This is a genomic window from Brevundimonas sp. Br13 (genome assembly GCF_055391505.1).
Window position 1 is genome coordinate 2,513,067 of sequence record NZ_AP044008.1, and the last position, 25,036, is coordinate 2,538,102.

The 25,036-nt window shown below is 66.5% G+C and carries 23 protein-coding genes; 12 read left to right on the plus strand and 11 right to left on the minus strand.

Features of this window, described 5'->3' with window-relative positions; translation table 11 throughout:
* Positions 1–190: 190 nt before the first annotated feature.
* The 8 genes from ACZ5M6_RS12360 to ACZ5M6_RS12395 all read left to right on the plus strand — a co-directional run bounded on the left by ACZ5M6_RS12360 (position 191) and on the right by ACZ5M6_RS12395 (position 10,183).
* Positions 191–2,665: a TonB-dependent receptor plug domain-containing protein gene (locus tag ACZ5M6_RS12360; protein ID WP_464158763.1), complete on the plus strand. Its 2,475-nt coding sequence runs from the start codon at positions 191–193 to the stop codon at positions 2,663–2,665.
* Positions 2,666–2,825: 160 nt separating this feature from the next.
* Positions 2,826–4,316 carry a replicative DNA helicase gene (locus tag ACZ5M6_RS12365; RefSeq protein WP_464158764.1) on the plus strand — a complete coding sequence of 497 codons (1,491 nt, stop codon included), beginning with the start codon at positions 2,826–2,828 and terminating at the stop codon, positions 4,314–4,316.
* Positions 4,317–4,355: 39 nt separating this feature from the next.
* A complete protein-coding gene (gene alr, locus ACZ5M6_RS12370) occupies positions 4,356–5,387 on the plus strand; it encodes an alanine racemase (protein WP_464158765.1) in 1,032 nt (343 codons plus the stop codon).
* 93 nt (positions 5,388–5,480) lie between these two features.
* Positions 5,481–6,860: a DNA repair protein RadA gene (radA, locus tag ACZ5M6_RS12375; RefSeq protein ID WP_464158766.1), complete on the plus strand. Its 1,380-nt coding sequence runs from the start codon at positions 5,481–5,483 to the stop codon at positions 6,858–6,860.
* A 28-nt stretch (positions 6,861–6,888) separates the two neighbouring features.
* On the plus strand, positions 6,889–7,485 hold the full coding sequence (locus ACZ5M6_RS12380; RefSeq protein WP_054766020.1) for a CvpA family protein: 597 nt from the start codon (positions 6,889–6,891) through the stop codon (positions 7,483–7,485).
* A 27-nt stretch (positions 7,486–7,512) separates the two neighbouring features.
* Positions 7,513–9,018: an amidophosphoribosyltransferase gene (gene purF / locus ACZ5M6_RS12385; RefSeq protein ID WP_464158767.1), complete on the plus strand. Its 1,506-nt coding sequence runs from the start codon at positions 7,513–7,515 to the stop codon at positions 9,016–9,018.
* Positions 9,019–9,027: 9 nt separating this feature from the next.
* Complete coding sequence (locus tag ACZ5M6_RS12390; RefSeq protein ID WP_152950551.1) at positions 9,028–9,342, plus strand: hypothetical protein; 315 nt, start codon at positions 9,028–9,030, stop codon at positions 9,340–9,342.
* Positions 9,343–9,430: 88 nt separating this feature from the next.
* Complete coding sequence (locus ACZ5M6_RS12395) at positions 9,431–10,183, plus strand: SDR family NAD(P)-dependent oxidoreductase (RefSeq protein ID WP_054766023.1); 753 nt, start codon at positions 9,431–9,433, stop codon at positions 10,181–10,183.
* Positions 10,184–10,220: 37 nt separating this feature from the next.
* Here ACZ5M6_RS12395 and ACZ5M6_RS12400 read toward each other — a convergent pair whose 3' ends face one another.
* From ACZ5M6_RS12400 to ACZ5M6_RS12440, 9 genes are all read right to left on the minus strand, one after another.
* Complete coding sequence (locus ACZ5M6_RS12400) at positions 10,221–10,847, minus strand: methyltransferase family protein (protein WP_054766024.1); 627 nt, start codon at positions 10,845–10,847, stop codon at positions 10,221–10,223.
* Positions 10,848–11,068: 221 nt separating this feature from the next.
* Complete coding sequence (locus ACZ5M6_RS12405; protein ID WP_464158768.1) at positions 11,069–11,560, minus strand: NUDIX hydrolase; 492 nt, start codon at positions 11,558–11,560, stop codon at positions 11,069–11,071.
* A gap of 4 nt (positions 11,561–11,564) precedes the next feature.
* The gene (gene der, locus ACZ5M6_RS12410; RefSeq protein WP_054766026.1) at positions 11,565–13,184 is read right to left on the minus strand and encodes a ribosome biogenesis GTPase Der; all 1,620 of its coding nucleotides are present in this window, start codon (positions 13,182–13,184) and stop codon (positions 11,565–11,567) included.
* A gap of 31 nt (positions 13,185–13,215) precedes the next feature.
* Entirely contained in the window at positions 13,216–14,595 is a 1,380-nt protein-coding gene (locus ACZ5M6_RS12415; protein WP_464158769.1) for a PQQ-binding-like beta-propeller repeat protein, read from the minus strand.
* A 23-nt stretch (positions 14,596–14,618) separates the two neighbouring features.
* Complete coding sequence (locus tag ACZ5M6_RS12420) at positions 14,619–15,353, minus strand: tetratricopeptide repeat protein (RefSeq protein ID WP_183217112.1); 735 nt, start codon at positions 15,351–15,353, stop codon at positions 14,619–14,621.
* Positions 15,354–15,432: 79 nt separating this feature from the next.
* Positions 15,433–16,269, minus strand: coding sequence for a 3-methyl-2-oxobutanoate hydroxymethyltransferase (gene panB / locus ACZ5M6_RS12425; protein ID WP_287395133.1), 837 nt, complete (start codon positions 16,267–16,269; stop codon positions 15,433–15,435).
* A 57-nt stretch (positions 16,270–16,326) separates the two neighbouring features.
* A complete protein-coding gene (locus ACZ5M6_RS12430; protein WP_054766030.1) occupies positions 16,327–16,728 on the minus strand; it encodes a hypothetical protein in 402 nt (133 codons plus the stop codon).
* Positions 16,718–17,272, minus strand: a complete 555-nt coding sequence (locus tag ACZ5M6_RS12435) for an RNA polymerase sigma factor (protein WP_152950553.1) — start codon at positions 17,270–17,272, stop codon at positions 16,718–16,720. The genes ACZ5M6_RS12430 and ACZ5M6_RS12435 overlap by 11 nt, the downstream gene beginning before the upstream one ends.
* A gap of 21 nt (positions 17,273–17,293) precedes the next feature.
* On the minus strand, positions 17,294–17,689 hold the full coding sequence (locus ACZ5M6_RS12440; RefSeq protein WP_201462769.1) for a DUF6249 domain-containing protein: 396 nt from the start codon (positions 17,687–17,689) through the stop codon (positions 17,294–17,296).
* 185 nt (positions 17,690–17,874) lie between these two features.
* Here ACZ5M6_RS12440 and ACZ5M6_RS12445 point away from each other — a divergent pair, with 185 nt between their 5' ends.
* Both ACZ5M6_RS12445 and ACZ5M6_RS12450 read left to right on the plus strand, forming a co-directional pair.
* Positions 17,875–18,114, plus strand: a complete 240-nt coding sequence (locus tag ACZ5M6_RS12445; protein WP_201462770.1) for a hypothetical protein — start codon at positions 17,875–17,877, stop codon at positions 18,112–18,114.
* A 10-nt stretch (positions 18,115–18,124) separates the two neighbouring features.
* Positions 18,125–18,955, plus strand: a complete 831-nt coding sequence (locus ACZ5M6_RS12450) for an endonuclease/exonuclease/phosphatase family protein (protein WP_464158770.1) — start codon at positions 18,125–18,127, stop codon at positions 18,953–18,955.
* On the opposite strand, the gene ACZ5M6_RS12455 is transcribed toward ACZ5M6_RS12450, so the two are convergent.
* Positions 18,948–19,295: an ArsC family reductase gene (locus ACZ5M6_RS12455; RefSeq protein ID WP_464158771.1), complete on the minus strand. Its 348-nt coding sequence runs from the start codon at positions 19,293–19,295 to the stop codon at positions 18,948–18,950. The two genes, ACZ5M6_RS12450 and ACZ5M6_RS12455, sit on opposite strands and share 8 nt — an antisense overlap.
* Positions 19,296–19,414: 119 nt before the next feature.
* Here ACZ5M6_RS12455 and ACZ5M6_RS12460 point away from each other — a divergent pair, with 119 nt between their 5' ends.
* A complete protein-coding gene (locus ACZ5M6_RS12460; protein WP_464158772.1) occupies positions 19,415–21,133 on the plus strand; it encodes an ATP-binding protein in 1,719 nt (572 codons plus the stop codon).
* Here ACZ5M6_RS12460 and ACZ5M6_RS12465 read toward each other — a convergent pair whose 3' ends face one another.
* Positions 21,134–23,755, minus strand: coding sequence for a TonB-dependent receptor domain-containing protein (locus ACZ5M6_RS12465; RefSeq protein WP_464158773.1), 2,622 nt, complete (start codon positions 23,753–23,755; stop codon positions 21,134–21,136).
* A gap of 177 nt (positions 23,756–23,932) precedes the next feature.
* Between ACZ5M6_RS12465 and ACZ5M6_RS12470 the strand changes: the two genes are divergently transcribed.
* Complete coding sequence (locus ACZ5M6_RS12470) at positions 23,933–25,021, plus strand: ABC transporter ATP-binding protein (RefSeq protein ID WP_464158774.1); 1,089 nt, start codon at positions 23,933–23,935, stop codon at positions 25,019–25,021.
* The last annotated feature ends 15 nt before the right edge of the window (positions 25,022–25,036 follow it).

Sequence of the window (25,036 nt, forward strand, 5' to 3'; positions counted from 1 at the left end):
TTCCGCTTCCGCGCCGCCGAGGCGCCTTGTGCACAACCGTGCCTTGACCCCCTGCCCCTGCGATGAACACATTTCACTCGGGCTCGATTTCAGGCTTCTCCATAGTTGTTTTTTGCGCCGGCCTGGCCCTGGACGTCGTTTTGCGGCCGTCGCCGTCCAAGACCAGAGGTCGCTGTCATTGGGGATAGTCATGAAGCTGATTTCTGGTCGTTCTGTTTTGCTCGCGTTCGCCTCCACCAGCGCACTGATGTCGGCGCCGTGCGCCTTCGCCCAAGAAACACCGCCTTCGACCGACGATGCGGCCGACATAGGCGAGATCGTCGTGACCGGCACGAGAACGGCGGGTCGGACAAGGCTGGACACCATCGCGCCGGTGGACGTCATCTCCGGCGAGACCCTGACCCGGACAGGCACGGGCACGGAAACCGCCGCAGCCCTCGCCGCCGCCGCGCCGTCGATCAACTTTCCGCGTCCCGCCATCTCGGACGGCTCCGACCATGTCCGACCGGCGACCTTGCGAGGCCTGGCGCCCGACCAAACCCTGGTGCTGATCAACGGCCAGCGCGGCCATGTGGGCGCCCTGGTCAACGTCAACGGCGCCCTGGGACGGGGCTCGACCGCCTTCGACCTGAACACCATCCCGTCCGTCAGCTTGGGTTCGGTCGAGGTGCTGCGCGACGGCGCCTCGGCCCAGTACGGTTCGGACGCCATCGCCGGGGTGATCAACCTGCGCCTGCGACAGGCGCGCGAAGGCGGTGGTCTGACGCTGAACTACGGCCGCTACGACACCGAATATGACACCGCGCGCGGATCGCATGAGGCGACAGACGGCGAACAGACCTCCCTGTCCGGCTGGGTCGGTCTGCCCTTGGGCGACGACGGCTTCGTCACCGTATCCGGCGAGCTGCAAAAACGCGACCCGACCAACCGTTCCGACTACGCAGCCCCCTCGGCCGTCGTCGGCAACACCTCCACCACGACCGTGCTCGGCCGGTTCGGCGACCCGGCCGTGGAGTCGCAGTCGCTGTGGTTCAACGCCGGAAAACCGATCAGTGCGGACTGGGAAGCCTACGCCTTCGGCGGAATCCAGCACAAGGTAAGCGAATCCGGCGCCACCGCCCGCGCCTACAACAACGCTAACAATGTCGTCGCCATCTATCCGAACGGCTTTCTGCCTCTGATCAACACCGAGATCGTCGATCGCAATCTGTACGGCGGGGTCAAGGGCGAGGCGGCCGGGATCGAATGGGACCTGTCGGTGGGGTATGGCCGCAACTCGCTGGATTACCGCGTCACCAACTCCCTGAACGCCTCATACGGGGCGGGGTCCAAGCGAGAGTTCAACGCCGGCGGATTGAAATATGACCAGCTCACCCTGGGCATCGATGGCGTGAAACCGCTTGAGGTCGGACTGATCGAACCGCTGAACGTCGCGTTCGGGCTCGAATACAGAACCGAAAGTTTCGAAGTCTACGCTGGCGAACCGGCCTCCTATAATCGCGGAACGGGCGGGACAGGCGGCGCGGGCGCCCAGGGCTTCCCTGGTTTTGCCCCCTCGAACGAGGCCGATGAAGACCGCAATAACTGGAGCGCCTATGTTGATCTGGAAGGTCGGCTGACCCCGGCCCTGACCTTCGGCGTCGCCGGGCGTTACGAGGACTATTCCGATTTCGGCGACCAGTTCACCGGCAAGATCTCGGCGCGCTATGACTTCTCGCCCGCCTTCGCGCTGCGCGGCGCGGTTTCTACAGGCTTCCATGCCCCCGCGCTTCAGCAACAGTATTTCAGCTATACGGCGACCAATCTGGTTACACAGGTCATCGGCGGGGTGCCCACCACCAGCCTGATCCAGGCCGGGACCTTCCGCGTCGATGATCCGGTCGCCCTGGCTCTCGGCTCCAAGCCGCTAGAGCCGGAAACCTCGATCAACTATTCGCTGGGCGCCGTATTCCGCTCTGGCGGCTTCGAACTGACGGTTGACGCCTATCAGATCGAGGTGGAGGACAGGATCATCTATTCGGAAAGCCTGGGTACAACCCGCCCGAGCCAGTCGGCGGCCACGACTACGGCGGTCCAGACCCTGTTGGCGCCCTTTGGGGTCAGCGCGGCGCGCTTCTTCCTGAACGGGGTGGACACCACCACCCAGGGGGTCGATGTCGTCGGCCGTTATCGCTTGCCGACGGATTTCGGACGCTTCGACTTCACCCTGGCGGGGAACTACAATGAGACGACAGTAGACAAGACGCCGGGCACGCCCGCCGGCCTGTCGATCCCCGTTTCTCCCAACTTCCTGTTCGATCGGTCCAACATTCTGGCCTTCGAGGATGGCACGCCGAAGACCAAGGTGGTTGGAGGACTGGACTGGACCCTGGGCGATTGGGCGGTCTCGGCCAAGGCGACCTACTACGCCAGCGTCCTGGTCGCCAATAACGCCTCGACACTGGACTATGAGACCGGCGACCACACTCTCTTCGATCTGGAAGCCCGCTATCAGTTCCCCTACGGGGTCGGTCTGGCCGTCGGGGCGAACAATCTGTTCGACGAATACCCGACCTACACGCCGACCACTCTGAACGGCGCCACCGGCTCGGTCGGTTTCCCGAGCTATTCGCCCTTCGGCTTCAACGGGCGGTTCTTGTACGCTCGTCTCAGCTACAGCTTCTGAGGCGTTCGGCCGGGGCGCGCTCAGTTGCGCGCCCCGGCGTCGAATCCACGAGCCCCGCAGACGACGGATTCACTTCACCCACAGGGGGGACGATCTGTCCACGGTCGTGGAGGCGTCCGCGACTGACGCAGGCGCGTGTCAGGGGTAAAGCGTTAAGACAATGAACGCCTTCGCCCCCCTGCCCTTCTCGTCCTCCCCGTTGGACCCCAACGGCGTCGCCTCCATGCCTCATAACCTGGAGGCCGAACAGGCGCTGCTCGGCGCCTTGATGTTCGACAACGGGGTGTTCGAGCGTCTCAGCGACCGTCTGCGCGGCTCCCACTTCTACGAGCCCTTCCACCAGCGGCTGTTCGACGCCATCGAGGGTCATATCCGTCAGGGCATGCTGGCCGAGCCGACCATCCTGATGGAGCGGTTCAAACAGGACCCCGCCTTCCAGGAGTTCGGCGGCCTGCGCTATTTCGCCGATCTGGTGGACCGAGCCCCGCCGGCGGCCAACGCCCCAGACTACGCCCGCGTCGTCTATGACACGGCCCTGCGCCGCGACCTGATCCGCATCGGCGGTGAAATCATCAAGGAGGCGCCCAATCCGGACGTCCCCGCCGACGAACAGATCGAACAGGCCGAACAAACCCTTTATTCTCTGGCCGAGACGGGCAAGCCCTCGTCCGGTTTCGTCAGCTTCTCCCACGCCCTGTCCGGCGCCGTTCAGATGGCGGCGGAAGCCTATCAGCGCGAGGGCAAGCTGGCCGGTCTGGCCACGGGCCTGCACGACCTGGACCGAAAACTGGGCGGGTTGCACCCATCCGACCTGCTGATCCTCGCCGGACGCCCGTCGATGGGTAAGACGGCTCTGGCGACCAACATGGCCTTCAACGTGGCCCGCGCCTATCAGTGGGAGCCGACGCCGGAGGGCCGCAAGACGGTCAACGGCGGGGTGGTGGCCTTCTATTCGCTGGAAATGAGCGCCGAACAGTTGGCCATGCGGATCCTGGCCGATGCGTCCGGCGTCTCATCCGACAAGCTGCGCAAGGGCGAGATTGACGCTTCGGACTTCGGCAAGCTGCGCGATGCGGCGGTCGAAATCGGCGAGGCGCCCCTCTACATCGACGCCACCGGCGGCATCTCCATCTCCAAGCTGGCCGCCCGGGCGCGGCGGCTGAAGCGGATGGAGCACGGGCTGGACCTAATCATCGTCGACTATCTTCAGCTGGTGACCACCGGCGAAGGCGGCGGGCAAAAGAACCGCGTTCAGGAAGTGTCCGAGATCACCGGCGGCCTCAAGGCCCTGGCCAAGGAGCTGAACGTCCCGATCATCGCCCTGTCGCAGCTGTCGCGTCAGGTCGAACAGCGCGACGACAAGCGGCCCCAGCTGTCGGACCTGCGGGAGTCCGGCTCGATCGAACAGGACGCCGACTGCGTGATGTTCGTCTATCGCGAGAGCTACTATCTGGGCCGGGCCGAGCCGCGCGAAGGCACTGAGGAACACCTGCAATGGCAGCAGGACATGGACCGGCTGCAAGGCCAGGCCGAGGTCGTCATCGGCAAGCAGCGCCACGGCCCAATCGGCATCGTCAAACTGGCCTTCGACGCCGACACGGTCCGCTTCGGCAACCTGGCGCACGGCTATGAGGAAGTCAGCTACGAATAGGGCTCTTCCCTAACCGCCGACTTGCGCCATAAGGCCGCCATGCCCTCCCCCGCCCTGCTGTCCGTCGATCTGAACGCCCTGGCCCGCAACTTCCACACGCTGGAAGCCGTGACCGGCGCGCCGGTTCATCCGGTGGTCAAGGCCGACGCCTACGGGCTGGGCGCCGAGGCCTGTGCGACCCGGCTGATGACCGAGGGGGCGCGGACCTTCTTCGTCGCCCGCGCCGATGAGGGCCTGGCCTTGCGGGCGGCGCTGGGCGATGCGCCGGTCGTCTATGTGCTGGACGGCTGCCACGACGGGGCGGCCGGCGTGCTGAAGGCGGCGAACCTGCGTCCAGTGCTGAACCAGCCCCGACAGATGCAGGCTTGGAGCCAGGTCGGCGGCGGCGCCTGCGGCATCCAGATCGACACCGGCCTGAACCGGCTGGGGTTCCGCCCCGAAGACGCGCCGGAGCCGTTCGAGGGCCTCCACCTTGTCATGAGTCACCTGGCCTGCGCCGACGAACCGGACCAGCCGATGAACCGGCGCCAGCGCGACGCCTTCACGGCGGCGGCCGCGCGATATCCGGGCATCACGCGATCCCTGGCCAATTCGGGCGGTTGCTTTCTGGGGCGGGACTACAGCTTCGACGCCGTGCGCCCCGGCGTCTGTCTCTATGGCGGCGGGCCGCAGGGTCGGCCAGATGTCAGGATCGCCGCCGTCGCCACCCTGACCGCCGAGGTCTTGCAGGTTCGAGACGTCAGGGCGGAGGAAAGCATCGGCTATTCCAGAGGCTTCGTCGCCGACCGTCCCGTGCGAGCGGCCGTGGTGGCTGCGGGCTATGCCGACGGTGTCATGCGGGCCTATGGACAAGGCGGCGCCGCCTGGGTGTCGGGCGAGATCCGCCCTCTGCTGGGCCGGGTGTCGATGGACGTCTGCACCCTGGACGTCACCGGCCTGGACGTCGCGGTCGGCGATCGGGTCGAGCTTTTCGGCGCGAACCGTCATCTGGATGAGGCGGCGGCCGCGGCCGGAACCATCAGCTATGAACTATTGACTGCAATCGGCGACCGGGTGCCTCGCGCCTATTGAGGCGAATGCGACCGCGACTGACGTAGAAGAGGCCGATGAAGGCCCGAAGCTCGGCCCGTCACCCGACGTCGGCTGTCTCTGCTAAGGAAGTCCATGGCTCGCGATTCCGCCCTCTACGTCTGTCAATCCTGCGGCTCGGTCCACGGCAAGTGGTCGGGTCAGTGTTCATCGTGCGGGCAGTGGAACACCCTGACCGAAGAGAGCCGTTCCGCGCCGCCGGGCGCGATCAAGCCTTCGGCGGCCGCTTCGGCGCGCGGACGCGGCCTGCAGTTTGAAACCCTTCAATCCAACACCCCCGAACCGCCCCGCATCACGACGGGCGTGGCCGAGTTCGACCGGGTCTGCGGCGGCGGCGTGGTTCCGGGTTCGGCCATCCTGCTGAGCGGCGATCCGGGCGTGGGCAAGTCCACCCTGCTGCTCGAGGTCGCGGCCAAGGCGGCGCTTCGCGGCGGGCGTATCGCCTATATCTCGGGCGAAGAGGCCGTCGAGCAGATCCGAGCGCGGGCCAAGCGGATGGGGCTGGACCAGGCGCCGGTCAATCTGGCGGCGGCGACGGCGCTGCGCGACATCCTGGGCACGCTGAAGCGCGAACAGTTCGACATCGTCATCGTCGATTCGATCCAGACCCTGTGGTCCGACGTTCATGAGAGCGGGCCCGGCTCCATCACCCAGGTCCGGGCCTGCGCCGGCGAAATGGTCCGACTGGCCAAGACGCAAGGGATCGCCGTCGTCCTGGTCGGCCACGTCACCAAGGACGGCCAGGTGGCCGGGCCGCGCGTGGTCGAACACCTGGTCGACGCCGTCATGACCTTCGAGGGCGAGCGCGGCTATCCGTTCCGCATTCTGCGCGCGGGCAAGAACCGGTTCGGCGCCACCGACGAAATCGGGGTGTTCGAAATGGGCGACAGCGGCCTGCGCGAAGTCGCCAATCCCTCGGCCCTCTTCCTGGGCGAAGGCAAGGACCGGGCGCCCGGCGCCGCCGTCTTCGCCGGGATCGAAGGCTCGCGGCCCGTTCTGGTCGAGATCCAGGCCCTGGTGGCGCCGTCCGCCTATGGCACGCCGCGGCGGGCGGTGGTCGGTTGGGACTCCGGTCGCCTGGCCATGTTGCTGGCGGTGCTGGAGGCCCGGTGCGGCCTGGGCTTCGGCGACAAAGATGTCTATCTGAACGTCGCCGGGGGGCTGCGGATCAACGAGCCGGCGGCGGACCTGGCGGCGGCGGCGGCCTTGATCAGCTCGGCGCTGGACATGCCCCTGCCCCAGGGCTGCGTCGTCTTCGGCGAGATCGGCCTGTCGGGCGAGGTGCGCAGCGTGGGCCGAGCCGAGGCGCGGCTGCGCGAGGCTCAGAAGCTGGGCTTCGACCATCTGCTGTGCCCGCCCCTGCCCCAGAGCGCGGGGAAGACAAACGGGGTCAAGGTGACGTCGGCGACGCGTTTGACGGATGTGGTCGAACGAATCTCGCAAAACCGCTATTAGACGGGCGCAACAGTTTCTGGACCTCTGAGTGACCGGTTACGACGTCTTCGCCATAGTGGTGATCCTGTTCTCCGCCGCCGCCGGTTGGGTGCGCGGCGGGGTGCGCGAGATCATCACCCTGCTCAGCGCCCTGCTGGCGGCGCTGATCGCCCTGGTGACCCTGCCCTGGACGGCCATGCTGGGGCGGGCCCTGGTCAATCCCGACTGGGCCGGGACGATCCTGGCGGCGATCGTGACCTTCATGGTCGTCTATTTCGGCATCCGCATCTTCGGCTCCTTCCTGTCCAAACAGGCCCAGGCCCATCCGCAGTTGGGAGGAATCGACCGGTTCATCGGAGTGTTCGTCGGCGCAGGCCGGGCCTTGGTCCTGTTGGGCGCCGTCCATCTGGTCATCGTAGCCGCCATGCCGGGCGAACGGACGCCGAAATGGCTGACCCAGGCGGCGCTCTATAAGGTCAGCGCCGTCGGCGCCCGCGCCATTCAGATCGTCCTGCCCGGCATCGGGCGCGGCGCCGATGCGATCACGCCTGTGGTGGATTCATCCGTGCGCAAAGGGTTTTCGAACGACGAAGCCTTGCCTCGGACGCAATCCGAGACTAACTCGCCGCGCGAAGCCGCCCCGTAAGTTTCCCCCGGTCATCGGAGCCCCTCGATGCGCCACCATATCGCCGATCCCGTCGTTCACCGCGAGCACTGGCGCGAGCCGGAGGATGATCAGCTCCGTCTGGAGTGCGGCGTCTGCGGCGTTTGGGGCGCGGATGAAGACGAAGGCTCCGCCGTCGTCGCCCTGGGCCTGCATGCGCTTCAGCATCGCGGTCAGGAAGCCTGCGGCATCGCCAGCATCAAGGACGAACGCTTTTACACCGAACGCCATCAGGGGCTGGTGGGCGAGGCCTTCGGCGGCGCCGACCTGATGACGCGCATGCCCGGTCGCGCGGCTGTCGGCCACACTCGCTACTCCACCGCCGGCGGGTCCTTCCTGCGCAACATCCAGCCGATGTTCGCCGACCTGGACCAGGGCGGCATCGCCATCGCCCACAACGGCAACCTGACCAACTTCAAATTTCTGCACAGCCAGCTGGTCAGCGAAGGCGCCATCTTTCAATCGACCTCGGACTCCGAAGTCATCCTTCACCTGATAGCACGCAGCCGTAAGGCCAAGATCGTCGACCGCTTCATCGACGCCCTGGCGCGGATCGAGGGCGGCTACGCCCTGGTGGCCCAGACCCGTCACAAGATGATCGGCGCGCGCGACCCTCTGGGCATCCGCCCCCTGGTGCTGGGCCAGATAGGCGAGGCCTGGGTCCTGGCGTCAGAAACCTGCGCCCTGGACATGATGGGCGCCGCCTTCGTGCGCGACGTCGAACACGGCGAGGTCGTGGTCATCGACGAGAACGGCGTCGAATCGATCAAACCCTTCCCCGCGCGCGCCGCTCGCCCCTGCCTGTTCGAATACGTCTATTTCTCGCGTCCCGACTCGGTCGTGAACGGCCGTTCGGTCTATGAAGTCCGCAAGGACATGGGCCGGGGTCTGGCCCGCGAATGGGGCGTGGACGCCGACATCGTCGTGCCGGTGCCCGATTCCGGCGTGCCCGCCGCCCTGGGCTATGCCCAGGAGAGCGGCATCCCCTATGAGATGGGCATCATCCGCAGCCACTATCTGGGCCGCACCTTCATCCAGCCCAGCCAGGGCGCCCGGCAGAAGGGCGTGCGGATGAAGCACAGCCCCAACAAGTCTGCCCTGGCCGGCAAGCGGGTCGTGCTGATCGACGACTCCATTGTGCGGGGCACCACCTCGGTCAAACTGGTCCGCGCCGTCCGGGCGGCCGGCGCCAAGGAGGTTCATCTGCGTTCGGCTTCCCCGCAGATCCTTTTCCCCGACTTCTACGGCATCGACATGCCCGAACGGGCGCAACTGCTGGCGGCCAACAAGACGCTGGAGGAGATGCGCGAAATGCTGGAGGTCGATTCGCTCGGCTTCCTGTCCATCGACGGCCTGTATCAGGCCATGGGCGAGCCCGGCCGCAACAATGACGCGCCCCAGTTCACCGACCACTATTTCACCGGCGACTACCCCACCCGCCTGCTGGACCGGGAGATCGAGGAAGGCGGCCGGGAGTTTTCAGCCCGACAGCTTTCGCTGCTGGTCAGCGCATGATATCACGGGTTGATGGCGCACAACCCAGTTCAAAACAGCCAACTGCAGGAGGGGAGGCTCGTCCTGATCAGGCTTGGCGACCGCCTTCTGGCGATTGTCGGGATGTTCTTCGTCTTGAACCTGATCCTGGCGGCAAACCAGTCCGCACTATCGCCTTCGACCCTCGCTGGGTTGACGACGGGCGTGGGCGCCGGGCATCTGCTCTTCGGCAAGCGCCGCTTTCGCGTGCCGTCGATGGTTTGGCTGGGCGTCGGTTTGGTGATGATCTTGGTCGCCACTAAGGCGTCATACGGCCTCGCTAAAGCAGCGTTCGGCGGAAACTGAGTCACATCAGGGCGTCAGCTTCAGCCTGTGATCGCCGCACGCTCGATCCCGCTTGGCGGCCGCCGCAAACGCACGCTAATCATGGCGGATGTCAGACCTGCCCCTCAAAGACCGTATCGCCCTCGTCGTCGGGGCCTCGCGCGGCATCGGCTATGAGAGCGCCCTCGCCCTGGCCAAGGCCGGGGCGCACGTGGTCGCAACGGCCCGGACCCAGGGCGGACTGGAAGAGCTGGATGACGCCGTGTTCGCCGCCACCGGCAAACACGCCACCCTGGTCCCGTTTGACCTGGTCGACGGGGGCGGCATCGACCGGCTGGGCGGAGCGATCTTCGAACGGTTCAAGAAGCTGGATGTCTGGGTCCAGGCGGCGGCGACCATGGGGCCGTCGGGCCTGACGCCGGTGGCCCACGCCGACCCGCGCGAGTTCGCCAAGGTGGAGAAGGTCAACTTCACGGCCGTCTACCGGCTGATCCGCTCGCTGGAGCCGCTGCTGCGCGCCTCGGACGCCGGGCGGGCGATCCATTTCACCAGCAGCGTGGCGACGACGCCCCGCGCCTTCTGGGGCATGTACGCCGCCACCAAGGCAGGCGCCGAAGCTCTGATCAAGGCCTGGGCGGACGAGGTGGAGAGCACCCCGATCCGCGTCAGCATCGTCGATCCGGGCCGAATGCGCACCGCCATGCGCGCCCAGGCCTTCCCCGGAGAAGACCCGCAGACCGTGCCCCATCCATCGGAAATCGGTCCCCTGGTGGTCGAACTGGCGCGAGGCGACCTGACGCCTCCGCCGACGATCCGATTCCGTGACTGGAAGGCCGGGTTAACGACGGAAGCTCTGGTCTGAAGTCATGCGAGGCCAGAGCCCTTCTGATCGCCGCCAATCAGGGTAGGCGCACCAGCGTAGCCAACCAGCCCTGGGCCTGGGCCAGGTCGACGGCCTCAAACAGCGGTATGGCGAGCAGGAAAACCAGCCCGTCTCTAATCGTGGTCAGAAAGAAGTTGGGCCGCACCGACAGCTCTGGCTCGTCCCGCCAGAGGGAGAAGTCAGGCAGGAAACGAGGCGTCCGCGCCTTGTAATCGGCATAGGCGGCGCCGAAGGTCGCGCCCAGCCATGCCTCTTCGCGGCGAACGGTCAGATAGAAGACCGCCACGGACGCGAGGGTGAACAGCACCGCCAGCGTCAGGCTGCCGCTCTGGGCGCCGACGCCGAAGGCACCGAAGAAGCTGAAGATATAGAGGGGATTGCGGCTGATCGAATAGGGGCCGCGCGAGACGATCTCGGCCTTCTTGCGCCCTCCGATATAGAGGGAACACCAGGCCCGGCCGACGATGGCGAAGACGATCGCGGCCAGACCCACGGCCTCGACGCCCTCGTGAAGCGGACTGTCCAGGCCCGTGGCGGACTGGGACACCATCGTCAGGCCCACCAGACCCAGCAGGGCGACGAGCACGGCGCCCTTACGCACCTTTTGCACCGCTTGAAGATCGAAGATCGGGGATGTCGTCATGGTGTTCTCCTATCCTCCAGGGATCAAGCGCCGCAGTGGGCCTTGCTGCAAGCCCTATGATTGCAAACGAATATCCCTCTCGAAAAAGGACGCCATCGGAGGGAACTTCAGACAGCCGCAATTCCCGTGCTTGCCCCGCGCCCAGCCTGTCTGATCCACAGGCTGGCTCAGCAGGATGGCGACGATCAGGGCGGGCATGGCGAACGAGGCGGACCAAGACCCTAGCCTTGATCAACACCCCTCGCCATCGGCGTCAGCCGCTCCAGAATGTCCGCCAGTTCCTGGGGCCAGATCGTCTCGGTGGAGGCGCGGATCTGGTCGAGGCTCCACCAGCGGTGCTCGGCCAGGACGCGCCGCTCCGTCTCGGTCCAGCCGGCGGAGGACAGGTCGAAGTCGTCGCTGCGGAGCAGGAAGAAGCGCTGATCGACGTCGGCCATGCAGCCGTCGGGCAGGCGGAAGCTGACGCGGACGCGGGCGACCTGGGGGCCCGGATCAGCGACGATCAGGCCCGTCTCCTCGAACAGTTCGCGGCGTGCGGCGTCCTCGTAGGTCTCGCCCGGATCGCAGCCGCCGCCCGGCGTGGCCCAGAATTCGGATCCCGCAAGGGGGCCGTCGGCGAAGGCGAAACGGAACAGCAGCACCCGCCCCTGCCCGTCCAGGATCAGCCAGCGCGAGGTCGGCCGGTCGGGAAGGACGGACGCGACCTCGCTCATGAGGTCACTTCTTGGCGCCGCCCTTCTGGCCGGTGCGGATGCGGCCTGAGCGCGACACTTGACGGGCGCCGCCGCGCGCGCCCTTCTGGATCGCAACAGACGATCCGGCCTTCTTGGACGCGCTGGCCTTCAGGCCGCCCAGCACCTTGGGCTGGGCCTTGCGGGTCTTCTTCTGCTCCAGCGCCTTGCCGGGCAGCTTGGACAAGGCCTCTTCCTTCTCGGCCTTCTTGACGCGGCGCGGCGCGGTCTTGGCGTCGCCCTTGTAGCGTTCCGGGCCGGACTTGGCGCCGCCCTCGGCATAGGGATTGGCGCCGCTGGACTTGACGTTCAGGCGGATCGGCGTGCCCGGCAGGTCGAAGCTCTCCCGGATCGAATTGACCAGATAGCGCTTGTAGTGATCCGGCATGGCCTCGGCCCGATTGGCCATCAGCACGAAGGTGGGCGGACGGGCCTTGGTCTGGGCGATGTATTTCGGCTTGATCCGCTTGCCGTCCACGGCGGGCGGCGGGTGGCGCTGGGTCGCCATGGACAGCCAGGTGTTCAGATCCTTGGTCTTCACCTTGACCGACCAGGTGTCATAGGCCTGAAGCACCGCCGGCATCAGCCGATCGACGCCCCGCCCCGAGTGGGAAGACAGGGCCACAAAGGGCGAACCCTTCAACTGAGGCAGTTTGTCTTCCGCCAGGGTCTTCAGCTTGGCCAGCCGCGACTGGGGTTCGTCTTCCAGGTCCCATTTCGACGCGACATAGACGAGGGCGCGGCCTTCGCGCTCGACCAGATCGGCCAGCTGAAGATCCTGGGTGTCGAAGGCGTCGTCCTTGTCCATGACCAGGATCACCACCTCGGCGAAGGTGATGGCGCGGATGGTGTCGGCGACCGACAGCTTCTCCAGCTTCTCCTGAACACGGGCCTTGCGCCGCATCCCGGCCGTGTCGATCAGGCGGATGTTCTTGCCCTCGAACGTCCAGTCCACCGAGATGGAGTCGCGGGTGATCCCGGCTTCCGGCCCCGTCAGCAGCCGGTCGTCGCCGATCAGACGGTTGATCAGGGTGGACTTGCCGGCGTTGGGCCGGCCGATCACGGCGATACGGATCGGCTTGTCCGGCTCGTCGATCTCCTCGACGAAGATGTCCTCCGAACCGGCGCGGAGGGCGGCGTAGAGGTCGGCCATGCCCTCGCCGTGCTCTGCGGAGATAGCGACGGGCTCGCCGAAACCCAGGGCGTGCGCCTCGCCCACGCCGCCGCCGCTCTCACGGCTCTCGGACTTGTTGGCCAGCAGGATGATCGGCTTGTGCACCTTGCGCAGGCGTTCGGCGAAGATCCGGTCCAGCGAAGTCACGCCTTCGCGGGCGTCCATCATGAACAGGATCAGTTCGGCGTCGTCGATGGCCGCCTCAGTCTGTTCGCGCATCCGCGCCTCGAGGCTTTCGTCAGTGACGTCCTCATAGCCGGCCGTGTCGATCAGCGTCAGGTCCATGTCGCCGATATTGCCGTCGGCATAGCGCCGGTCGCGGGTCACGCCGGGCCGGTCGTCGACCAGCGCGAGGCGCTTGCCGACGAGACGATTGAACAGTGTCGATTTGCCCACATTGGGGCGGCCGACGATGGCGACCTTCAGAGCCATGTCGGCCTTCTAACGTAATTCTGGCTGAAAATCAGCGGATACAGATCAGCTGACCGGTGTCGGTCAGCACATAAAGGGCGCCGTTATAGGCCGCAGGCGCGATATAGGCGGGCGCGCCCAGCTTCAACGTCGTCTGAGCGACGCCCGTCTTCGGATCGAAGGCGACCGCTTCGCCGTAGGAGTTGACCATCACCAGACGGTTCGAGGCCAGCAGCGGGCCGGACCACTGCGGCGTGATGGTGCGACGGCCGAAGCGCAGGAAGCCGCCGACCTTGCGGGCGCGGCCTTCATTAAGCTCGCGAGTCCAGTAGATCTGGCCGGTGTCGCGATTGGCGGTGATCAGCTCGCCGGACTTGGACACGACGAAGACCACGTCCCCGACCGGCAGGGGCGCGTTCACGCCCGTGACCGGCAGTTGCCATTTGGGTTGGCCCGAGCGCAGGTCCAGGGCCGACAGCACGCCCGAATGGCTGACGCCAAAGACCATGCCGCGGCTGATCACGGGGCGACCGGCCACGTCACGGACCTCGGACAGGGCGCTGGTGCGGCTGGTGCGCGACAGGGTCTGTTCCCACAGGGACTGGCCGTTCAGGGCGCTCAGCGCCACCAGCTGACCCGAGGCGAAGGGGGCGATGACGGTGTTTCCGGTCACGGCCGGGCTGGAGGCGCGCATCACACGGGCCGGCTCGGCGATGCCGCGATAGGTCCAGTCCTGGGCGCCGGTGTCGACGTCGAAGGCGAACAGCTGGCTGTCCACGTCCACGACGAAGACGTGCGAACCGACCACCGTCGGCGCCCCGTGAATGGGGGCGTCCACCGGCTGAGTCCAGGCGACGGTCCCGGTATTGGCGTCCAGCGCCGTCATGGAGCGATAGCCGGAGGAAACGAAGACCTTGCCGCCGGCCACGGCGACGCCACCGCCGAAGCCGCCGTTGCGGTCGCGCTCGCCGTTCTTCACGTCGGTCTTCCACAGAACCGCGCCCGTGTCGGCGGAAACGGCCGACACGGTCGATTCGCCGTCCAGAACGAAGATCTTGCCGTCGGCGGCGACGATGGGCGCCATGACGTTGCCGACGCGGGCCGACCCGCGGCCGATGTCGCGCTTCCAGGCGATCTTGAAGTCCGGCGCGGCGATGACGTGCTCGACCAGGTTTTCCGCCGTGCCGCCCGGCTGGGTCCAGGCCGTCGCGGCCTGCGGACCCGGCAGGAAATAAGTCCGACCGGACAAGGCCGCCGAGGGCGCCAGTTGCTGTTCGAACTCCAGCACCGAGATGCGCTGGCCTTCGGACGCCGTCGCTTTGGGATCGCCCTTCTTGCCCAGACCGAAGGGCAGGTTGCGACTGACGGCGCCGCAGGAGGCCATGGTGGCGGCGACGCCGCAGATCAGCGCGACTTTCAGAACTCGGTTCATCGGGGGCGTCCTGTCGGGGGTCGTCACTGTTGGGCGGGAGCGGTGGACGGAGCGGGGGCGGCCGGCGGAGGCGCCGACTTGGCCGCATCGACGATGGCCTTGAGGGCGCCGGCCGTACCGGCGTCGATCGTGGCCACGGCGATATTGGCGCGCTGGCGGACGTCGTCGGGCACGTCCTGGCCCAGTTGCAGCAGAACGAAGGCTTCACGCGCCTCCTTGGTCTTGCCGTGTTGCAGCCGCGCCAGGGCCAGGGCTTCCTGGGCGAAGGCGTGCAGCGGGCGATCGTCCTCGGCCAGGGGCGTCAACCGCGCCTCCAGATCGGCCAGGGGCGCCGTATCCATCACCAGGAAGGCGGCCTTGAGGGCTGGCGGGTCCGAAAGGATTGGATCGCCCGATGCCTTGGCCGCCTCGTCAAACAGGCGAACCGCATCCGGAATCTTGTTGGCGCTGACCGCCAGCCCCGCCTGTTGTTGCAGGGCCATGACCTTATAGGCCCCGTTACCTTCCTTGGCCGCTTCTTCGAAGGCGGCGCGCGCATCGACGGGCTTGTCGGCCCGCAGGGCCTCCATGCCGCGATCATAGGCCTCAGCGGCCTTGGCGGCCTTGCTCGAGTTCAGGCTGTCCCAGCCCCACCAGCCCAGGGCGGCGACAAGGGCGACCACCAGAACGGCGCCCACGACGGGCAGCCAGGTGCGGGCCAGGCGCTTGTACCGGTCGGAGCGAAGCTCCTCCTCGACCTGTTCGAAGACATCAACCACGGAAACGTCGCCCCAAAATCGCAAAAAGCAAACCGGCGCGGACCCTAGAAGGTCGGCCCCTCGCCCGCAACGTCGTCCGTTACTGCGAAGCCGGCTTTTTCGAGAAGTAGGTCTCGACTTCGGCAGGAAAACGGCGGGTTTTCACATCATTGGCGAAAGCGGCGGCCGCACGGTCGATCTCGGTGCGCAGATCGGCGTATTTCCGCACGAACTTCGGCGCCCAGTCAAACAGGCCCAGCATGTCGTTGACCACCAGGACCTGGCCGTCGCAGGCGGCCGAGGCGCCGATGCCGATGGTGGGAACGTCCAGGGCCTCGGTGATCTCGCGCGCCAGCGATTCGGCGACGCCCTCGATGACGATGCAAAAGGCGCCGGCCTCGGCCGTGGCCCTGGCTTCCGCCAGGACCCGATCCCGCTCGACGTCTGTACGGCCCTTGGCTCGGAAACCGCCCTCGGCCAGCACCGCCTGAGGGCGCAGGCCGACATGCCCCATGACCGGAATGCCCCGCCTCACCAGAAAGGCTACGATTTCGGCCAGTTCGACGCTGGTCTCCAGCTTGACCGCCTGGGCGCCGGTTTCCTTCATCACCCGCACGCAGTTGTCGTAGGCCGCTTCCTTGCCCCCCTCATAGGAGCCGAAGGGCATGTCGACCACGACCAGGGCCCGGCGCGATCCACGCACCACCGCCTGACCGTGCAGGATCATCATGTCCAGGGTGACGCCGACGGTGTTGGGCAGGCCGTGCACCGCCATCCCCACGCTGTCGCCGACCAGAAGAACGTCGCAATGGGGATCGAGCAGCCCCGCCATCGGAGCGTCATAGGCGGTCAGGCAGACGATCGGCTCGCCGCCTTTTCGTCCCGCGATGTCGGGGACCGAAATCCGTTTGACGGTCTCTTGAACATGAACGGACATTGGGCGCCTCCTGACCTGAGGGGCGTCAGATAGGCGCGCCGAAGACGCAAGTCACCCTCAGACGTCCTGCGACAGCTTCACAGCTCCCGCCGCCAGCAGGGCCGCCACCGCGCCCGCCGCGATCCAGAAGGCCAGCATGCCTGAGCCGCCCATCAGGTCGATCGACCCAAGTCCCAGGCTGTCCAAGCCTGTCTGGGCCGCGCCCTGGGCCGCGGCTGCGGCGGTCCGCACCCCCTGCGTCAGGGTCGTGTCGGGGTCGCCGCTGAAGTTGAAGTTCACGCCCTCCCGCACGGCCAGGACGCCGCCGACCAAGCCGGCCGCTGTCAGAGCCAGACCGCGCCAGCGCGACCGCTTCTCCAGCCGGGCCTGCAAGGTGGCCACGAACAGCGCCTCGTCCGCCAGAGTCGGAGTGCGCGAAAAAAGGCGCTCGATCATCGGATCGAATTCGTCAGCCGACATGGAGCGACCTCCCGTCCGCCGCCACGGGTTGCAACCGCGCGCGGAGTTTATCCAGACCACGTTTGACATGTGACTTCACCGTGCCCAGTGGCAAATTCATGGCTGCCGCAATCTCCGGGTGAGACATCCCCGCGCCGTGGCACAGGGACACGCAGACCCTTTCCGTTTCGCTGAGGGTCCTCAGCGCCTCGTCCAGATCCATGGAGCCGGCCTGATCCTGCGCCGGCGCCGCCTCATCGGCCTCCGCCTCGGCCACATAGCGGGCTTCGCGGGCGACGCGCTTCAGATAAAGCCGGGCGGCGATCTTCTTGATCCAGCCCGCAAAGGTCCCCTGCCCCCGAAACTCCGAACAGCGCTGAAAACCCTGCAGAAAGGCGTCCTGGGCGACGTCGTCGGCCAGGGACGGCGCCGCGCCCATGCGGCGCAGCAGCCCCCGGACCGCCGAACCGTGCCGCCGGACCAGTTCGCCATATTCCCGCCGTCCGCCGGCCGCCGCCTGGGCGGCCAGCTCGACGTCGTGCAGATCACGCAAGGACTTGCTCATGACGTCCCCCTCCGGTCGACGTCAGGCCTTGTTCGGGTTGAAGAAGCCCAGGATGATGAAGGCGATCCCGATGGCGACGGGAATGCACGCCAGACCCAGCAGAGGATTGGCCACGCCGCCGTTCCATCCGTTGCCCCCTAGATCGCTGACAAGGCCGAACGCCCCGATCCCAACACCCGAGGCCAGGCTCAGCACGCCCTTGCGGATGTCCTTGGTCCGCGACGGCAGGCTTTTCTGCACGTCCTTGGTCATGGCGTCGATCAGTTCGGGCGGCAGGGTCTGGCCCTTGTCCACCGCATGGCGGACGGTCAGCTGCATCTCGGTGCGCTCGCGGCTTTTCAGATAGGAGGGGCCCACGACCACGGCGACGATGGAGCCGAAGACGATGAAGACGATGAAGATGGGTGTCAGTTCCATGACGAACTCTCTTTGATCCGTTGTGACAGCCTGATGCGGCGGCCTTCTGATCACAAGAGGCGCCGGCCCGCGCAAACGGATGCGGGAGCCCAGATGAAATATCGGTAAGCTGTCTCACGAATGCGGCTGACGCGTCCGGTCGAGGCGACTAGGGTCGTCTTCATTGTCATTCTAAGGAGCGTCCCATGGCCCATGTCGTTTACCGGATCGTCGAACACGACGGGGGCTGGGCCTATCAGGTCGGCGACACCTATTCCGAAACCTATTCCACCCATGAGGCGGCCAAGGCTGCCGCCGTCCAGGCCTCGCGGGAACAGAAGGTTCCGGACGAGAACGCCGCCATCGAATATGAAACGGCGGACGGTCGCTGGGTCACCGAAACGGCGGACGGACACGACCGGCCGGTCACCGACGTCGAAGACTGAGGCGAAGACGGTGTTGATTTCGCGTCGCGCCCTTCTCGCCGCCTCCGCCGCCCTGCCGCTGGCGGCCTGCGCCAACAGCGGCTTGGCCGGCGGACCCGCTGACCGGGAGCCGATCCCCTCCCTGACCTTGGCGACCTTCAACATCTGGCACGACATGGGCGATTGGCCCGCGCGGCGGCCGCTTCTGATCGCGGCGCTCCGGGCTCAGAACGCCGATGTCATCGCCTTGCAGGAGGTGCTGGAGGACGCGGACAAGGGGCTGGAGAATCAGGCCGAAATCCTGGCGCGCGAACTGGGCGGCTATCAGGTCGCCTTCGTCTCCACCGATCCCGAAGACGCGCGGCGTCGCTACGGCAGCGCCCTTCTGACCCGTCTGCCCGTACTGGCGCGCGACTCGGTGCGGCTGGAGCCCCTGGACGACTACCGCACGGCGCTGCGTCTGCGCCTGTCCGTCGGCGGCCGGCCCGTCGACGTCGCGGTCACCCACCTGGCCTGGCAGCAGGACGCCGGAGCCGTGCGCGCCCGCCAGATCGGCCATCTGCTGTCCTGGCTGCCTCAGGACGGGACGCCGCTGATCGTCATGGGCGATTTCAACGCCGCCCAGGACGATTCGGGATTGGCGGCTCTGACCGGCCCGCGCTTCATCAGCGCCCTGCCCGCCGGCGCGGCCGAGACGACCCTCAATCCGGCCAAGGGGCATCCGAACCGGGTCATCGACCACATCTTCGTGGAGCGGGCCTTCTTCACTCCCGCCGCCGCCCATCTGTTCGGGGATCAGCCCACCGGCGGGGAATATCCGTCAGATCATTTCGGGGTCGCCGCGACCGTCGCCTTCAACTGAAGGCCTGGGCGTAGAGGTCGGGCTTGAATCCGACCAGCCGCCGATTCCCCAAGTCCAGGATCGGCCGTTTGATCATCGAAGGCTGGGCGATCATCAGGGCGACGGCCTTGTCTCGGTTCAGGCCCGCCTTGTCGGAATCCGGCAGCTTCTTGAAGGTCGTGCCGGCGCGGTTCAGCACCGCCTCCCAGCCGTGTTCATCGACCCAATCGGACAAAGCTTTCGAGCTCACGCCTGACGTCTTGTAGTTGTGAAACAGATAGTCGACGCCGTTCTGCTCCAGCCAGACACGTGCTTTTTTGACTGTATCGCAGTTGGGAATGCCAAAAAGTGTCACGGTCATGGACGATGATCTCAAATGAAGCCGCTGTTGTAGGTGCTTTTCCTTACATGCGGAGAAACTCTATGTGGAGAGGGTTTCGCCGACACAGGCTGGGTTCGCAATCCTCAACGACATCCCTGATGCTTCAGCCGTTCCTGCAACACACCTCAGCCCTGATGAAAACGCGGGCGGCGCTGAGCGCTTCGATCTTTTTATCGTTTCTGACGGCCGCGATGATCATCATGGTCCTCATCGTCTTCGGCAATCTTGAGGTCATTCGCGCGGCGGATCGGCGCGTTCAGAATTCGCTTGCAGTGGAAACCGCCACGACGAAGGTCCTAGCCGCCGCCCTGGACGACCAGACGAACGTCCGCTTTGAAAGCGCGCTGAACGAACTGATCGCACTGACCCGCGACAACCCCGTTCAAAACGCGCGTCTGGAGGCGCTGCGTCAGATCGCAGAAAGCCACAGAAGAGCAGACATCCTATCCGAACACACCAAGCTGCAGGAGACGAGCGAACACATACGGGTTCAGCAGACGGCGCACCTCATCGCCCTGTCAGACGCGTTCAGGGCGGAGGAGGCGCGATTGGCCCGCGTCCGGGAAAGCCAGCGCGACCGCGCCTTCTTCATCGCCTACTCGACCGTCCTGGCGGCAGGCGTGACGGCGCTGGCCTTCGGCTTGGGCCTGGGCCTATGGGGCGTTCGCGCCTCGGTTCGGCGCGAACGCGAAATCCTCGGCTTCGCCAAGGCCAAGGCCCAGACTTTGGCGGTCGTGAGCCACGAAATCCGCACGCCCTTGAACGGCATGCTGGGCATGTTGCAGGTCATGGCGACCGAACCGATGTCGGACGCTCAGAGACGCCGGCTCGAGGTGGCCCTGGAGTCGGGGGAGACCTTGACGACCCTTCTCAATGATCTGCTCGACGCCTCCAAGCTGGAAGCCGGCCGCCTTGAACTGCTGGAAGAGGATTTCGATCTCGACCGGCTTCTGGCTCGGCAGGAGGCGGCGTTCGGGGCGGTCGCGCGCAACAAGGGCGTCGGCTTCCAGGTCGAGGTTCAGCCCGAGGCCGCCGGCGATTGGAAGGGCGATCGGGTCCGCATCAGTCAGATTCTGGCCAACCTCATTTCCAACGCAGTGAAATTCACCGCCGACGGCAAGGTCCGCTTGTCCGTCAGCGCGCCGGTGACCGGCGGTCTCCGGTTCGAAGTGCACGACACAGGGATCGGCATGGATGAGGCGGCCCTCGCGCGCCTGTTCACGCCCTACAGCCAGGCCGGCGCCGGCACCGCCCACACATACGGCGGCACCGGACTGGGCTTGTCGATCTCCCGCTCCTTGGCCCGACTTATGGGCGGAGACATCACGGTCCAAAGCGTTCCGGGTCAGGGATCGTGCTTCATCGTGGATCTCCCGCTGGAGCGTGGGCGGCGCGTAGAGGCGGAGGTCGAAGCCGCGCCCGATCTGGTCGATCTGCGGGTCCTGGCGGCGGACGACAACCCCGTGAACCGGCATTTCCTCTCGTCCGTTCTGACCAGTTTGGGCGTGAAGGTCGATCTGGTGGAGGACGGAGATCAGGCCGTCGCGGCTTGGCGGGCCGCGTCCTATGACCTCGTCCTGCTGGATCTTCGCATGCCCGGTTGCGACGGCTTCCAAGCCGCGCGCCGCATCCGTGCGCAAGAGACGCACGGCGCCCGCACCCCCCTCCTGCTTTTGTCCGGCGACGTGTCGGCCGATGTTCAGAAAGAAGGACGTTCAGCGGGGCTGGACGGCTTCGTGTCCAAACCCTTGGACATCCACACCCTGATCGAAGCCATGACCGCCGCCCTGACCGATGGTCGCGCCCAGGCCGCCTGATCAGAAACGCTTCGTCAGACCCAGACTGATCACCCGACCACGGGGGTCGGCCACGACGGGGTCGTATCCGAAGGCGAACTGGGCCAGGGGCGGCGCCTTGTCGGCGATATTGACCGCGCCCAACGTCACATCGACGTCGGTCCCGACGGAGCGGGTGTAAAGCAGGTCGATGGTCGTTTGGCTGGCGATCGAGGCGTCGGTGATCCCGCTGCGGTCGTTGGCGTAGCCCGCCGTATAATGAACAAGGCCGGTCAAAGCCTGCCTTCCGTCGCGCCAGTCCAGAACCAACTCTCCCCGATTGCGCGGCAAGGATCGACCGATGTTGTTCAGATTGGTGGACCCCACGCCGGACACGGCGTCGGCGCTCGCATTCAGGCGGATGTCGTAGCGATCGACATAGGTCCAGTCCGCCGCCGCCGACGCCCGTCCGCCCCAAAGATCGCGGCCGTAGCGGGCCGACAGATCCACCCCCTGGGTTTCGATCGACGAGGCGTTGATGAAATAGAGCTGAACGAAGGTCAGGGCCCCGCTCGCGGACCGGGTCAGACGCGACTGGGCGTCCGTACCCGTCCGTCCCGCCAAATCATCGGCCGCCGCCTGGTTGATCACAGCCTGGGCCGATTCCTTGACCACCTGATCTCTATAGTCGAACCGCCAGGCGTCGAGGGACAGCTCCAGCCCGTCCAGCGGACGCCACTGCGCGCCAAAGGTCAGGCTTTCCGACTTCTCAGGCTTCAGCTCCGGATCGCCGGAAGTCAGGGTGTTGACGAAGACGAAGGCGCCGCGATCCAGCACCGAAGGCTGCGCCGCCTGAGCGCCGGACTGGGCGTAGACCGAGGGCGCCCGATAGCCCTGGCCCCAGGACGCCCTCAGGGCGAGGGCGTCCACCACCTCCCAGCGAACGGCCGCCTTGGGATTGAACCGGCCTTCCCCGTCATAGGCTTCATAGCGGCCGGCCAGTTGGGCCTCGATCCGGTCTCCCAGATGCAGACGCGCCTCGGCATAGGCGGCCAAAGCCTGCTGGTCGCCGTCGAAGTCCGGCGAATAGCCGGCCGTCAGCAGGTCGCCGCGGTTGACGAGATCTTTCCAGTCGTGGCGGAAAGCGCTGCGGCGAAACTGAAGCCCCATGGCGAGATCGACAGAGCCGCCGTCCCAGCCCAGGGCCTGACCCGAGGTCGAGGCGTCGGCAGTCGTCAGGCTGGCGGCGCCACGCAGACCCGCAGAGCCGATCAGACTGTCGATCAGGGCGGCGCTGTTGGGCGCGCCGGTCCCCAGATAGGCGCTTCCGAACGGGTTGAAATATCGGCAGGCGCCGACGCCGGGCGTCCCAGTCGCCGGGTCGCACCCCGGACCGCCCAGGCCGTTCAGGGCGTTTTGCAGGGCGCTGCCGATCACGTCCGGCTTGTCATAGGCGACGTGTTGGCGGCTGGCCGTGGCGGCCAGACTCCAGCGCCAGCCGCCGGAGAAATCACCGTCCAGCACTGCAGCGACCCGCCAGGTGCGATAGTCGAACTGAGCCTTCGACGCCCCTGCCTCGGCGCCGAGAAGCCGACCGCGAAACAGGACGTCTTCTCCGAACGGATTGTCGGGATGGGACGCCGGGACGCTCAGGGACCGCGCCAGAATGGGCAGGGACGGCGTCTGGCGCGCCGTGGTCGAACTGGCCGAGCCCGCCGCCTGCAAGGACAGGCGCATGTCCCCCACAGGGCGTCGATAATCGGCGAAAACCTGGGTCCGCGTCTCTTCCGGCGCCAGGTCGAAGAAGTCCGAATAGTCCAGCCGGCAGAAGGCGTCGGACGCTGAGTTAAGATAGGCGGATTGGAAGGCGGGGTCGCCGCAGCTCGGATCGGGCGAATAGGCGCGGCGGCTGGGCCGGTAATAGGAGCCGGGCTGGCCGTAGCTGGTCACGGCGGTCCAAGGGGCCCGGCCATAGGTCTGCGCCTGGGCGAAATCCCTTTCATCCGTGCTCAGGGCCGAACGGTGGAAGCGGGACGCCGCGACCGTCAGATCGCCGCCCAGCAGCGTCCAGCCGCCCAGCCCCTGGACCAGGGTTTCTTCCGATCCGTCGGCTGAGGCGTAACGGGCGCTCAACTCCGGATGATCGACCGCGGTGCGGGTGATGAAGTTGACGACCCCGGCGACCGCATCCGATCCATAGACGGCTGAGGCGCCGTCCTTGACCACCTCGATCCGCTCCAGGGCGATCAGGGGAACGAGGGCGTTGATGTCCACGAAGGCCGAACCGTCGGTGGCGACCACGGCGCTGGAGGTCCAACGCTGGCCGTCCACCAGGACCAGGGTCGAACCCAGGCCGAGGTTTCGCAGATTGAACTGCGCCGTGCCCGAGCTTTGCGGCTGATTCAGCTGATCGACCTGCGCCTCAGAACCCGAATTGGCCGTCACGAGCCGGGTGAGCTGACCCGCATCGCCTACTCCGGCGGCGGCGATCACCGTGCGGTTCACGGTTTCCACCGACGCAACCCGATCTCCCCCGGCCAGACGCGATCCCGTCACCACGACCTCTTGCACCTGAGCGGGCTGCTGCGCCTGGGCCGCGCCCGCGGCGGCGACGGCCCAGCCGGCGGCGGCGGCGGTCGCCATCCAGAGTCTGCGCTTCGTCATATCGGTCTTCCCCGTGGTCCCAGCCGGGGGTTTTACCGACACCGCGCGGCTTGTGAAGACTCGATTTTGCAGTTTTGCAGATTTGCGCCACTACGACAGCCGAACCAAACCTCGCCCATTGATCCCGCCATGTAACCGGTTACGGTGGGCCAAAACGCAGCGACCTAGGGAAGAAGCATGGCGGACGTCCGTCTGATCGACGTGAAGAAGGCGTTCGGCGCCGTAGAGGTGCTGAAGGGCGTCGATCTGGAGATCGCGGACGGCGAATTCGTCGTCTTCGTCGGCCCGTCCGGATGCGGCAAATCCACCCTGCTTCGGACCATCGCCGGGCTGGAAGAGGCGACGACGGGAGACGTCTGGATCGGCGGCCGCCGCGTCAACGACCTGTCGCCCTCGGATCGCGGCGTGGCCATGGTCTTTCAGTCCTACGCCCTTTATCCGCACATGACGGCCTATGAAAACATGGCCTTCGGACTGAAACTGGCCAAGACCGACAAGGGCGAGATTGATCGGCGCGTGCGCGCGGCGGCCGAGGCCCTGAGCATCACCGACTATCTGGACCGCAAACCCAAGGCCATGTCCGGCGGCCAGCGGCAGCGCGTCGCCATCGGCCGCGCCATTGTGCGCGAGCCCCAGGTGTTTCTGTTCGACGAGCCCCTTTCCAACCTGGACGCCGCACTGCGGGTGCGGATGCGCTACGAGTTCGCGCGGCTGCACGGCGAGCTTAAGACGACCATGATCTACGTCACCCATGATCAGGTCGAGGCCATGACCCTGGCGGACCGCATCGTGGTCTTGAACGGGGGACGGATCGAACAGGTCGGGGCGCCGATGGCGCTTTATCAGCATCCGGCCAATCTGTTCGTCGCCGGATTCATCGGCAGCCCGAAGATGAACCTTCTGAAGGCCGAGATCGTCGAGGCTTCGAAAGAAGGCGCAGTCGTCAAGACGGCTGGAGGCGAAAGGGTGCGGGCGGCGGTGGACGCCTCGACCGCCCAGCCGGGCGCCGCCGTCACCCTGGGGATACGGCCCGAACATATCGCCTTGAACGACGGTCGCGACAGCCTGTCGGCCCAGGTCCTGTTCGTCGAAACCCTGGGCGCAGTCACCATGGCCCATCTGAAACATCCCGCCTCCGACGAGACCCTGACGGTCCAGACGCCCGGCGAGCGCCGTCTGACGGTCGGCGAAACCGTCAGCCTGTCGGCGGCGCCCGCAGACGTCCATCTGTTCGACGCAGAGGGTTGCGCCTTCCCCCGCCTGTGACCGAGGCTGGACCGC